Genomic DNA, 12935 nt, shown 5'->3' with positions numbered 1-12935 from the left:
TGGCCTCCGTTGGCTTAGAATTTGACTTTCAACGTGACGCCATAGGTGCGCGGCGGGGCGTAGGAGGCCAGGACAGAGCCGATAACGTCGGTCTTGCCCGCCGTATACAGCTTGTCCGTCAGGTTCTTGCCCCACAGCATCAGTTCCCAGGCCCCATCATCGGCCACGACACCGACGCCGGCATCGATCAGACCATAAGACGGGTTCCAGGTGCGGTCGCTGTTCTCGTTCTCGAAGAAGTAACCATCGGTCCAGCTGTAATCCGCGCGGATCAGGCCGTTGACCTTTTCATTCACCGGGAACTCATACTGCGCGCCCGCCGAAAGCGAATTTTTGGGCGTACGGCGCAGTTTGTTGCCCTTCAGGTTGGTGGGCACCGGCTTGGAGCAGAAGCAGGACGGGTCATAGCGCAGCGCCGTGCTGATCAGATCGCCTGTAATCTTGCCATCCATCAGGGCGTAGGAACCCGACAGGGTCAGCCCCTCCACTGGAACGGCCAGCAGTTCCAGCTCCAGCCCCTTCACCCGCGCTTTGCCGGCATTGGCGATGACATTGTCGGGCGGCAGGGAGCTGCTGAAAATCACATATTGCTGCGTCTGCAGGTCCTTATAATCAGCGACAAAGCCGGTCAGGTTCAGGCGCAGCCGGTTGTCCAGCCATTGCGACTTGATGCCCGTTTCATAGTTCCAGGCGAATTCGGGATTGTAGGGCACGGCGGCTTCGGTCGGGTTGTTGGCATTCTCCCCGTTCCAACCGCCGCTCTTGAAGCCCTTGGCGACGGTTGCATAGAGCATGACATCGTCGCTGGTCTTCCATTGCAGGGTGGCGCTGGGCGTCCAGGCTGACCAGGTGTGCTTGTCACCCGCCGTGAAGGCCGTGGTGGGCCGGCCCTGCGCATCCTCGAAATCCTGACCCAGGAAATCGCCGAAGGCGGCGCGGGCCACCGTGAACTTCTTGATATCCTTGGTATAACGCACGCCGCCAATGGCTTTCAGCGTATCGGTCACGGCCCAGGTGCCTTCGACGAAGGCCGACCAGGTGTCGCCCTTGGCGGTGGTGCGGGCCGTCTCCCGCCCCTGCGCGAAGTAATCGACGAAGATGTAATCGGCATCTTCGTTACGACCGATATCCTCACCCATATAGAACAGGCCGGCCATGACATTGAACGGACCGTCAAAGTCGGAGCTGTAGCGGAACTCCTGGCTGAAGGTCTTCACATCCTCGGTCTTGGCGTTGATGTAGAAATCATCATTGAACTTCGACCGGTCGATCTTGCCGAACTGGATGCGGCCATTGGCGTCGCGCAGTAGCTTGTCCATGTCCAGATAGGAACCGGCATCGTTGTTCTTGTCCTCGAACGTCGCCTCGCGATAGCCGGTCAGCGACGTGATGGAGCCATTCTCCAGGCTCCACACTGCCTTGATGCTGCCGCCGCCGACATCGGAATGCTGACGCCCATCCACATTGTTGGGACCCTTGCGCGGGTCGGGGTTCTTGAAGGGCACATTGTGGGCCGATGGGATCACCATGTCGATCCAGCGGCCGTCGCTGCGTCGGCGGGAGAAATCGGCCGATGCCGTCACTTCAAGCTGTTCGGATGCGACAAGGCGCAGCGCGCCCTTCACCCCCATGGAGGACAGGTCCTCCACATCATTCTTGGTGAAGGTATTATAGGCAAAGCCGTCGCGGCCACGGGCGGAGAAGGCAATGCGGCCATAGAGATTGTCGGCAAGTGCACCGCCAGTGGCGCCGCGGAATTGCAGAAAGCTGTAATTGCCGACCGACACTTCGGCGACGGTGTCCTGGTCCTCGGTCGGCTGCTTGGTAATGAAGTTGACGGCGCCACCCACGACATTCTTACCATAGAGCGTGCCCTGCGGCCCGCGTACCACCTCAATCCGTTCAAAATCAAACAGTTCCAGGTTGGTGCCCTGGGCGCGGGACAGATAGACATCGTCCAGGAAGAAGCCGACGGCGGGGCTGCTGGCGGCACTTTCAATGTCGGTGCCGATGCCGCGCATGAAGATGTTCGGTTCGGTCGCGTTGTCGGCATTCATGGTGAAGCCGGGCACCCGGTTCACCACCTCCAGCACATCGCCGATCCCCGCGCGCTGCAGGCCCTCGGCAGTGAAGGCGCTGACGGAGACGGCGGCATCCTGCAGGCTCTCTGCCCGCTTGCGCGCCGTCACAACAATCTCTTCCAGCATCAGTTCTTGCGACAGAGCCGGCATGGCCGTGGCAAGGGCAGCACCGGCCAGCAGCACAGCGCGCAGCGTCAGTTGAGACTTGGTCATGTTCGAGACCCCCTGTTCCATTCGGTTTTTATCCGCATGGAGGGCCGGCCCGGTGGGACCGAAGGACCGCGTACCCCGCCTCACCCGTTGGGCGGGGATTAGGTGCAGGTAAGATCGGTCCGGCCCGAGGGACAGTCCCTGGAGGCGGTCTCGAATGTTGTGCATCATGCCGCTCCCGGCGGGCAGTGTTTTCAACTGCGCACCATGGTGTGCTTGCTGCCGGCAACCCTTACGGTACCGGCCCTTCCGCCCAGGGATCGACGAATTTTTTTCACGTCGCGGTCTGCTCCTCCATGTGTACCCATCATAGGAAGGGGGAGCATAACAGTAATATACTGAAGGGGCCGCGTGTTATGCCGGTATTGTTATAACGCGCCGGACATGACACTGGGCGGTACTCCCCGCTTAAGGCTAGCAACATATCCCCTCTCCCCCGATTTGATCCATTCGATGTTGGGATTTGATACCAGGGGGGCAGGTTGAACGGGGGGATGCCCGTGGCCGTCGCGCAGCCGGGCTGGAGAGGGGTGGTCGGGCTTTGGAGGGCGTTCCCCGTAAAAACATGCGGGGTGCAGGGCCGGCACCCGCGCGGGCGGATGCCGGTAACGCTGGGACAGGGCGGGAATGGTGTGGGGTCAGAGGGCGATATAGTGGGCGGGGAAGGCGCCGAGCTGCGTGAGCTTTTGTCTACAGCGTTGCCGCTTCCCTGAAAATCTGATCAATGTCCATCGAAGACAGCCGAAGCTGAGACGTCACTGCAACCAGCAAAGGGCTGTTACGCTCCACCGTTGGCGCGGTCCACCGAATGGCGAGTTCAACATCTTCGGTGTCCCGAACCGCAGCCTCCACCGCGGCGAGCAGGCCCCGCCGGTGAAGGGCGATGCGCAGCTGTGCCTGGGAGACGGTGGCAGGCACGCGAAGCACGGCGGCTGCCGCCCGCTTCACCAGGATGTCCGCCACCTCTTCGGGCGTAGCAGGCCGTGGCATTCCGTCAATAATCACCATCATGTCAGGCTCTCCGGAAACCATAAAGTTTGAAAGTCCCAGCCAGGATGCTGGAGGAACCTAACAGACGAATGCCGGTAACCGCACTGTTGGTGCCCAACCATGCGCCACAATCGCGCATGCCGTGATCGCCGGTGGTATTGGCGACAGACCAGGACCGCACAATTTTGGACTCAGCCGAGTTTGCGCCCAGGAGCCGAAGAACGAAGCCACTGATACTGCCGGCCGCATTTGACTGGCTAGAAACGATGGCACCACTCCAGGCCCCCGATGTGATCCCAGCACTGTTGGTCAGCTGGATCGCCATGCCGTTTTGCGGCCCACCCCATGTCGAGGCGCCGACCCGATAATCGAAAGCCAGAGAGCTGCCGTTATTTAAAAACTTGATCCCATGGCCGACCAACTCGTAATCGTCGAAAGTGGAATCTATCCCTGTAAAGTCGATCTGTCCTACTGCCGACCCCACCACTGTGGGGGTGCCAATGAGCAGCGAGCCCGGCATGGCCAAAGGCTGACCACTAGCACGGGAATACCAGATCATGCGCCAATTGGTTCCGTCATCGCTGGCAAAGGCCGCCAGATCATTGGTTGTAACGGCAATGTTTGATGCCCCAAGAAGGGCGAAGGAAGTGCTATTATGGGTCAATTGCAAGGGGGACATGAACCGCAACAGGACACGCCGCCCAACGCCTCGGGCTGATAGGGCCGCGATGCTGGTCGTGCCCGTCACCCGGAAGTAGTCTCCGACGGCCGGCAGGGACAAACTGGCCGCACTTATCAGATCGACGCCACCGATACCCGCACCCTGGGCCAGATGCGCCGGTGTCACAGCCTGCTGTGTGGCGGTCCGCCCCGCGAACTCCGTCATCGTTGCAATACGGACAATACCAGCGACCGTATCGCTGGCTGCCGTACCGGGATTTCCCGTATCACCCTTATCGCCGACACAAACAGCCGACAGGGCGACAGGATCGCCGTTGTTAAAAGGGCTGGCGCTCGTCGTGAGGATCGGCGTCACGGTGAAGGAGCGCCATGCACCATTGTTGGCGGACGTCGTGACGGACCAGATCGCGTACTTTGTTGCGTCGGTCCGATGGCCGACCCGGATCAAGGCCTTTGTCGCTGAACTACTGGCCGTCAGTTGGCCGAGGGCAGCGGCAATTGAAAGGCCCGAACTGTCAGTTGCGCTCAACATAACCAGGGACGCCATGGACATGTTGGCGCTGTTGGCCCGGATACGGCCCGCGCCTGGATCCGCACTGCTGGTGCCTGTGTCCCAGGTTAACGGGAAAGTAAGGACGCCGCCGCCCGCTGCCAGAGCAGCCGCCGCGGCCACCGCCGGCAATCCGGACGCCACTTCTGCAATATCGGCAGTCAGTACCGGGTACGACCCTGTCTGCGGCGGCTTCGGCGGGACCAGGGCCTGGCGATGGCCGTCGCCGCCCATGCCACCGGGATTGGTGGCGGCATTCCAGTCACCGGTATTGTAATGGCCGTTAGAAAGGCGGTCGAGGGCGGGAGAAGGAGACATTGTCTAACCCCTTGTCATTGAATGGAGAATTTCCTAGAAGGCTGAAAAGGCGGGGATGTGCGCGCGGCGGCGGTCGCCGCCGGACCTGTCAAGACAGGTCTAAAACACCTCCCGGAACAGACGCGCGCCGGACGCGCGCCAGAATTCGCTGAAGGTCACGCCCTCGGGATCGACCTGACGGCACAGCATGGCGCGGTCGTAATTGGTCATGGCCCCTTGCGCCTGCGGGTCGATATCGAGCCACAGTTCCCCCGTCTCGCCGGCTTCACGCTGGATGCGGTTCAGGCGGATGCCGTCGGCTTCGGGCAGATGCGCGAAGGAGAGGCGGGTTTCGCGCACGGGCGCGCCTTCCACGCCCAGTTCCACATCGCCCTCCGTCACCTCCAGCTCCGACACGGTGCGCGGGCTGATGGCGATGGGCCAGTCGGGCGCCACCGATGGCTGCCAGACCTGCATGGCGGCGATGAAGCCGACGGACAAGGCCTCGGCATTGGTCTGATCGTCGAATTCCACCTCGATCCGGTCGGCGCCGATGGTGGCGGGCAGATAGTCGAAGACCTGTGAGGGATAGCGGGCGTAGAATTCATCCTCCGGCTTGCCCGTGAACAGGCCGAAATCGTACCAGGACAGGGCATAGGTGCTGGCCACCGGGGCCTTCAGGTCCAGCCAAGCCCCCTGATAGCGCAAGGTCGCCCCCTCATAGGCGGACCAGCGCATCAGGCCGTTGCGGCTGCCATTATGGCCCACGACGGCCAGCATCTGGATCGGCTGTGGCCGCGCCCAAGTGAGCGTCAGTTTCGTGGCCGACAGCGCGTTGGAGGTGGCGATCAGGCGGGTGCCTGTGGGCCGCGTCTTCACCAGATCGCGGCTGCCGGTCCAGGAACCACCGGTGATGGTGGCAGAGGGCACGCGGTTGGAATGGCCGATCAGGATCAGCGGTGTGATGGTCATGGCGACACCCAAAGACGGTAATCGGCCGCGCCACCGCGCGGCCTGGGGACGACGGACAGGATGCGGGCCTTTTTCGGGCTGCGCAGGCCGGGATAATCCAGTGTGACGGTGACGATGGACCCACGCGGCACCACATCGCCCAGCACGCGCAGATCCAGGAACCGCACCGGGCCGAACGCCGCCCGCCGCGCCGCCTCTGTGGCTGCCGCCGCCGCACTGCGCAGCGGGGTCTCCATCAGCAGCGGTTGGGCGGCGGGCCGCGCCCCGGCGGGGCCGGACAGGCTGGCGCCGGCCTGCCGCCATTCCAGCGTGGCATAGGCGCGGCGGGTGGCATCGGCCGCGCCTTGCACCTCCTGCGCGCTGTGGACACGCGGGCAGCGGCCATAGGCAAGGTCGATACGCGACGGCATCAAACCGCCGGCAGAGGGCCAGCCGGATGACAGGCGGGCGGAACCGCGCACAATGGTCTGCCGGTCGAAATCGGCCACCGAAACGGCCCCGGCGGGCACCGACAGCGCCCCCATATCCAGCAGACCCGCCGCATCCTCCAGCCACCAGCAAAGCGAGCGGGACGCCAGATCGGTCAGCGCCTGGCGCACCGTCACCTCGCCGGTCCAGCACCAGCCGATCTCATCGGGCAGGGCCGATGCCAGCGCCGTGACGGCACCGGGGCGGATGGACGTGCCGGGCACGCGCAGCGCCAGCTTTTGCAGGCCATGCGCGATGCTGCGGCTGCCCGGCGCGTCATAATCGACATCCCAGGTGTAGGGGAAACCGGCCAGCGCCGATCCCCCCACCTGTACCAGACCGGTGGCGGCGGTGACGCTGAACTGTCCCGTGCTGGGCGTGCCCGTCACCTTGGTCAGCGCCGAACAGCCGACCCATCCGGCCCGCACATCGGCCAGCGAGGGGGCCAGACGCCAGGAATGCAGGCCACCCACCAGACCCAGATAATCACCTTCCACCCCATCCACCGACCCCACGCCGAACGGCAGGGGGCGGCCCGTGCGGTCGGCCCCGCCCTCGGCCCCGCCCGTGCCGGCATAGGGGGGGGACAGCGGCTGGTCATAGCGTGCCTCCCGCCCGCTGATCCGGCCGGTCAGGCGGGTTTTCATGGGCTGCACCTCATTGCACAGGCCATTGACCACCACGGTCATGGCGGCGGGTGTGGTGCCCGCTATGCCGCGGCGGATCAGGACCGGATGGCCTTCAAAGCTGTAATCATCGGGGAAGCGGGCATTGCCGGGGCCGCGCGGCAGGTTGGTGGTGACCAGGGTCAGGTCCCCCACCTCCAGCGTGGCGGGGCTGCCCAGGCTGTCGCCGCACAGATGCTGCCCCAGAACCGGCCCGGCCAGAAGGTTGGGCAGCCATTGCGTGCTGCCCTGGCGATAACCTTCGCGCGCCTCTGTAAACCGCCAGATCTCGATGGCACCGGTCAGGTTGTTCCAGACGGTCCAGTCAACCAGATGGATGATGCTCATCGTGCGGCCCTCCGGCGGTCGGCGGCCTGATCCTGGCCCTGGGACAGCAGGCCTTCCAGCCGGTTGACCAGCGCCTCATAGCCACGGGCATTCAGGTCGGCCAGGGTGCGGCCGCTGCTGCTGGTCTGGGCCAGCAGGTCCTGCAACAGCCCTTCCAGGCGGCTGGTATCGGCCACGCCCGACAGGATGGGCGGCGGACGCCCGCTATCATTGATGGCGCGCAGGAAAGGCAGGGTTTCCGGCGTGACGGCGGCGGCACGGGTGACGAATTCACCCCCCGCCAGCCCGATCAGCCCGCCATCCTGATACCGGGCCAGGACGCTGTCGACGCCGTGGATGCCATTGCCCACAATGCCGCCCTGCTGATACCCGGCCAGACCCAGTTGGCGGGCCATTTCCGCCAGATATTCCACGGGCCGTGTTTGCAGATCGCTGGCCAGCAGGCTGATGCTGTTGCCATTGGGGCCGGTGAAACGGGCAATGGCGGTGCCGTTCAGGTCATGGGTGGTGAAGGGCGTGGACAGAAGGTCACCGCGCACCCGGTCCAGCGTCAGGGCCGGCTGGTTGCTGTTGGCCGGCACGCCCGCCGGGGAAGCCGGGGCCGTGGTCACGGTTTGCGCCCCCGTCTGGGCCGCCGCACGCGCCGCCGCCACCTGGGCCTGGGCCGCCTGATAGTCGGCCAGGGCCTGGGCCACGGTCAGCACCGATTGGTTGACCACGCCCAGTGCCGTCAATTGCTGCTGCGCCAGATCCACCTGTTGCTGGGCGATATCCACCTCACGGGTGGCGGCCAGGGCCACGCTGTCCAGCAGTTGCGCGGACAGGTCCAGCGCCTGGCCCCAGCGTTCCGTGCCCTCATAAAGCGGGCGGACAGCATCCAGGAAGGCGCGGCGCGCCTCTGGCAGGGCCTGGGCCGCTTCCAGCCGTTCGGCGGCGGACAGGCTGGCATCATTGGCGCGGGCCGCCAGCCGGCGCAGCTCATCCTCCGCCAGCGTGGCCCGATCCTGCGGGTTCAGGCTGGAATATTGGTCGGAAAGCTGATCGGCCTTCAACGCCGCGCGGATGCCCCTGCCCACCTCACGCCAGGAATTGGCCAGATTGCGGGCGGCATCGGCCTCCCGCTCATAGGCGGCAATCAGGGTGTCGCGGGCCTGATCGGCCTTGGCCTGGGCCGCCTCTACGGCCTTATCGTTGAAATCCTTGATGATCTGGGCGCGTTCGGCGGCCAGAACCTGTTCCAGTTGCACCAGATTGGTGACCCCGCCGCGCGCCGCCTCTGCCCGTTCCCGGTTGGCATTGCGGTCAAAGGCGGCCAGCGCGCCCGTCAGGGTGCTGGCGTCGTTGGTGGCGGCAAACAGCCGGTCGGACAGGGCCAGCGCGGCCGTGCGGGCCGCCGCCTCATCCTCCAACGCGTGGCGATAGGCGATCATGGGCCGCAGGGCGGCGTCGGCGGCGTCCATCTCCTCCCGGCGGCGCAGGGCCAGGGCTTCGCTGCTGCGGCCTTGCAGCTCCAGGATCTGGATTTCCTGGCCCCGCTTGGCACGGGCCAGTTCCGCTGCCCTGGCTTCATCCTCCAGGGCGTGACGGCGGGCGATCAGGGGGCGCAGCGACGCATCGGCGGCCTCCAGTTCGTCCGCACGCCGGGCCGCCAGGGCCTCCACGCTCTGGCCCTCCAACTCCATGATCTGGATTTCCAGGGCACGGCGGCTGGTCGCCAGTTCGGTTGCCTTGGCCGCATCCTCCAGCTTGTGGCGATGTTCGATCAGCGGGCGCAGGGACGCATCGGCGGCGGCCAGTTCATCGGCACGCCGGGCGGCCAGGGCCTCGACACTCTTGCCGGCCAGTTCCAGGTTCTGGATTTCCATGGCACGGCGGCTATTGGCCAGTTCAGTTGCCTTGGCGTCATCCTCCAGCCGGTGGCGATGTTCGATCAGGGGACGCAGCGAGGCGTCGGCGGCCTTCAGTTCATCCTCACGCCGGGCGGCCAGAGCCTCGACACTCTTGCCAGCCAATTCCAGGTTCTGGATTTCCAGCGCACGGCGGCTATTGGCCAGTTCGGTTGCCTTGGCGTCATCCTCCAGCCGGTGGCGATGTTCGATCAGGGGACGCAGCGAGGCGTCGGCGGCCTTCAGTTCATCCTCACGCCGGGCGGCCAGAGCCTCGACACTCTTGCCAGCCAATTCCAGATTCTGGATTTCCAGCGCGCGACGGCTATTGGCCAGTTCGGTTGCCTTGGCGTCATCTTCCAGCCGGTGGCGATGTTCGATCAGGGGGCGCAGGGAGGCATCAGCGGCGGCCAGTTCATCGGCACGCCGGGCCGCCAGGGCCTCGACGCCCTTGCCCTGCATCTCCATGATCTGGATTTCCAGGGCGCGGCGGTCGCGGGCGATCTGGCTTTGCGTGGCCGTATCCTGTGCCGTGCCGTTCAGCTTTTCCAGGGCACGGTCGGCGGCCGCCACCACGGGGGCCATATCGGCAAAGCGGGCCTTGATATCGTTCAGGGCGGCACTATCCAAGCCCGCGAACTGATTATCCAGCGCTGCACCGAAATTTCGGTCCAGCTTTTCAGATGTCAGGCCCAAGGCCGTGGCATCGCGCAGGCCGGTGTCGCGGGTTTTCACCAGATCGTTGATCTGGTTGACATATCCCTTGCCCGTCAGGTCGTTATATTGCCGGTCCAGGCTGTCATTGAACTCGCCCTTCAACGTGTCCTTGGCCTTTTGCAGGCCGTTGGCGATGGCCGTCTGTGCCTGTTCTGCGGTATAGCCGACCTCTTCCAGAAGCGGCTTATAGGCCTCGAACCGGGCCTGAAGCGCCATCAGGGCCGTCTCCACCTGGGTCATGGGTTCGGCGGCGTCGGTGATGCCGACCAGTTCCTCGACATAGGCGCGCATGGCGGTGGCCGCGCGATCCACATCGTCGGGGAACAGGCGGGCGGTCTTTTCCTTGAAATCCTTCAGGGACTGGATCTGCTCATCGACCTCGGCCTTGGCCGCGCGGGTCACCTGATTGACCACGCCCATCCCTTCGCCCAGGGCCGACAGGCTGTCTTCGAAATTGCGGATGAAATCCAGGTCGCCCAGGGCATTTTCCATGTCCTTAAAATCAACCCGGCCCAGGGCGGCGGACAGGGCCGGCGAGAGTTGATCGCGGATGGCGGTCACGAACTGGCCCGTGACATAGGCCAAAAGCTGTTCGGTGCCTGCCTTGTCATCCTTGAAGCTGGTGCGCGCCGAACTGTTGATGGCGGTGGCAAACAACCCGTCGCGGTCGCCCGCGCCGACGGCCAGGGTGCCCGTGATCCGCGCGCCGAAACCCTTTTCCAGCGCGTCTTTGATCTTCAACACCTCGCCGGCGATGCCCGCCGCCTGATCGCGGTTCTCCTGGCTGAATTTCTTGCCCGTGAAGCCGCCGACGGCGACATTGCCGCTGTTCAGGTCGATGGTGGCGCTGCCTTCCTTGTTGGACGGCTTGCCCCCGAACAGCGACCCGATGGCCCCGCCCAGCAGGCTGCCCACGGTCGTGCCCAAGGGGCCGAAAATGCTGCCCGCCGCCCCGCCAATGGCCCCGCCGATGGCCCCGCCCTTGGTATTGCCCTTGCCCAGACCCAAGGCCCCCAGCAGGCCGGCGGCGGTGGCGCCAAGGCCGGCGCCGGCAAAGGCACCCGACACGCCGCTGGCCAGGCCCGTGGACCCGAACAACTGCCCGCCCGACCCGAACAGGCCGCTGGTACCGGCGGCCCCATCGACCCCGGCTGTGCCAAACAGCTTTGATCCCAGATCGGTGATGCCCTTTTCAAACCCGTCCAGGATGCCGGACAGGCCCGACAGGATATCCCCGCCGGGGGAAGGTGCCGCACCCGGCGTGGCCGGGGCCGATGCCCCACCCAACAGACCACCCAACGCCCCACCCCCCAGCGCCCCCATGGCCCCACCGACCACACCGGTCACGATGGGCAGGGCGATCTTGTTCTTCAGGGCGTCGGTGGCGATCTGTTTGAACAGGCCCTTGAACCAGTTCTTGATGCTGCCACCCTTGCCCGTGATCTGGTTGAACATGGCATCGGCCCAGCCGCCCGCGATCTGATCAGCGGCCTTCTTCACCTCCTCGGCCTGGGCCTTGGATGCGGCGGTGGTTTCGTCCAGCTTCTTCTTGGCGGCTTCCTTGTCGATGCCGTCCAATGCCAACTGCGCCTCGCCCTTGATGACCGTGGCGCGGTCGTTGAAGGTGGCGTTGATGCGGGCCTGTTCCGCGACATTCTTGCCCAACAGGGCGGCCTGACGCTCCAGCTCCAGATTATGCAGCTTGCGGTCGCGGGTCAGGCCGATAACAGCCTTGCGGGACTCCTCTGTCCCCTTGGCTTCCTCCTGCGCGATCTGGAGGGCCTGTTGCATGGTCCGGGTTTCGGCCTCCATAGCATTGATGCTGGCGGCGCGCTGGGTGGCTTCGGCCTCTTCGGCCTTGCGCCTGTCTTCGGCCTGTTGGCGTTCGGCCTCCAACTGGGCGGTGCGCTCCTCGGCGGCCCGCTTCAAGGCAGCGGCCTGCTGGGCCTGACGCCGTGCGGCCGCATCCGGGCTTTCCGTCTGGCTGCTCAAGGCTTGCTTGCGCGCCTCCAGATCGGCCAGCTTGGCCTCCAGTGCTGCCACGTCCTTTTGCGCCTTGGCGAGGGTGGCGGCAGCCTCTGACTGTGTCTTGCCCTTGGCCATGCTGCCATCAGCCTGACTGTTACCCTGAGCTTTGGCTTCAAGCTGTGCGTTGGCGGTCGCGGCGCGCAGCCGCTCGTCGGCCAGCTTCTTTTCCGCGTTCAGGGCTTCCTGCGCCTGTCGGATGGTTTCGATGGCGGTACGGCGCTGGGCCTCGGCCCGACGCTTGGCCAGTTCCTCGCTGGTCAGCAGCTGATTGTTGGACTGCTCGACAGCCTTCGCATACAAATCTTCCGAAGCACGGGCCGTGCCCTGGCTGTCCACCAGCTTGTAAAGGGTCACGGCCAAATCGGCGGCGGCGACAGCCACGCCGATAAAGGGCAGGCGACGCAGGACAACACCCAGGGCGCCGCTGCTGCTGGCCGCCAATTTGAACGCCTTGTCCAGCGCCTCCACGGCACCCACGACCGCGCCGGCCAGTTCCAGCGTGTCCGACAGGACCTCCATCGATCCACCGGCCGCACTGGTCATGCCGGTGGCCGCGTCGCGCGCGTTGGCGGTTGCCGACGCCGTGGCACTGTTGGCCCCTGTCAGTGCCTGCATCTGCGTGGCCGTCTGCTGGGCCGCAGTACCCAGCGCCTTCACCGCCTCCGTCGTGCCTGCAATGGCCGTCAGGGCACCGCTATTGTCCACCTGGATGGTGATTGTGTTGGGACCGCTCATCGGTTCAGCTCCTCCTTGGCCGCCGCCTCCATGACGCGCAGGCCCCACCAGAGATCAGGCGTGGCGGGGATTTCCATCCCCGCCAGCCCGGCGGCCACGCCTGAATAATCCAGGCCCAGCCACGCGACGCCGCCCCCCATTCCACCCAGGGCGGCGACACGCCATTGGGTGGCGACCACGCGCCACGCCATGACGATGTCCCAGCAATCGGGGCGGACCGGGCAGGTGTCCGCGCCTGTGCCTTCGGCCGCCCGGATATCGGCGGCGAACTGTTCTGCCGCTTCCTTCGGCATGCCCGACCGTTCAA

Annotated in this window: 7 protein-coding genes; all 7 read right to left on the bottom strand. The window is 65.2% G+C overall.

Going from position 1 to position 12935, the window contains the following annotated elements; all coding sequences use genetic code 11:
- Window positions 1-14: 14 nt before the first annotated feature.
- A complete protein-coding gene (locus C0V82_RS23335; RefSeq protein WP_158660161.1) occupies window positions 15-2294 on the bottom strand; it encodes a TonB-dependent receptor in 2280 nt (759 codons plus the stop codon).
- 687 nt (window positions 2295-2981) lie between these two features.
- Window positions 2982-3302 (bottom strand): hypothetical protein, encoded by a 321-nt coding sequence (locus C0V82_RS23330; RefSeq protein ID WP_102114822.1) that lies wholly within the window; start codon window positions 3300-3302, stop codon window positions 2982-2984.
- Between the two features lies 1 nt (window position 3303).
- Window positions 3304-4830: a hypothetical protein gene (locus tag C0V82_RS23325; protein WP_158660160.1), complete on the bottom strand. Its 1527-nt coding sequence runs from the start codon at window positions 4828-4830 to the stop codon at window positions 3304-3306.
- 99 nt (window positions 4831-4929) lie between these two features.
- The gene (locus C0V82_RS23320; RefSeq protein ID WP_102114820.1) at window positions 4930-5781 is read right to left on the bottom strand and encodes a hypothetical protein; all 852 of its coding nucleotides are present in this window, start codon (window positions 5779-5781) and stop codon (window positions 4930-4932) included.
- On the bottom strand, window positions 5778-7262 hold the full coding sequence (locus C0V82_RS23315; RefSeq protein ID WP_102114819.1) for a hypothetical protein: 1485 nt from the start codon (window positions 7260-7262) through the stop codon (window positions 5778-5780). The genes C0V82_RS23320 and C0V82_RS23315 overlap by 4 nt, the downstream gene beginning before the upstream one ends.
- Window positions 7259-12628, bottom strand: coding sequence for a coiled-coil domain-containing protein (locus C0V82_RS23310; protein ID WP_102114818.1), 5370 nt, complete (start codon window positions 12626-12628; stop codon window positions 7259-7261). Before C0V82_RS23310 ends, C0V82_RS23315 begins: the two co-directional genes overlap by 4 nt.
- Window positions 12625-12921 carry a DUF1799 domain-containing protein gene (locus C0V82_RS23305; protein ID WP_102114817.1) on the bottom strand — a complete coding sequence of 99 codons (297 nt, stop codon included), beginning with the start codon at window positions 12919-12921 and terminating at the stop codon, window positions 12625-12627. Before C0V82_RS23305 ends, C0V82_RS23310 begins: the two co-directional genes overlap by 4 nt.
- Between the last annotated feature and the right edge of the window lie 14 nt (window positions 12922-12935).

This window comes from Niveispirillum cyanobacteriorum, assembly GCF_002868735.1.
GTDB lineage: Bacteria > Pseudomonadota > Alphaproteobacteria > Azospirillales > Azospirillaceae > Niveispirillum > Niveispirillum cyanobacteriorum.
This window is presented reverse-complemented; position numbering and strand designations above follow the sequence as displayed.

Excerpts from the sequence above, each read along its gene's own strand:
- C0V82_RS23335 (WP_158660161.1), bottom strand. The coding sequence starts at position 2,294 with ATGACCAAGTCTCAACTGACGCTGCGCGCTGTGCTGCTGGCCGGTGCT.
- C0V82_RS23330 (WP_102114822.1), bottom strand. The coding sequence starts at position 3,302 with ATGATGGTGATTATTGACGGAATGCCACGGCCTGCTACGCCCGAAGAG.
- C0V82_RS23325 (WP_158660160.1), bottom strand. The coding sequence starts at position 4,830 with ATGTCTCCTTCTCCCGCCCTCGACCGCCTTTCTAACGGCCATTACAAT.
- C0V82_RS23320 (WP_102114820.1), bottom strand. The coding sequence starts at position 5,781 with ATGACCATCACACCGCTGATCCTGATCGGCCATTCCAACCGCGTGCCC.
- C0V82_RS23315 (WP_102114819.1), bottom strand. The coding sequence starts at position 7,262 with ATGAGCATCATCCATCTGGTTGACTGGACCGTCTGGAACAACCTGACC.
- C0V82_RS23310 (WP_102114818.1), bottom strand. The coding sequence starts at position 12,628 with ATGAGCGGTCCCAACACAATCACCATCCAGGTGGACAATAGCGGTGCC.
- C0V82_RS23305 (WP_102114817.1), bottom strand. The coding sequence starts at position 12,921 with ATGCCGAAGGAAGCGGCAGAACAGTTCGCCGCCGATATCCGGGCGGCC.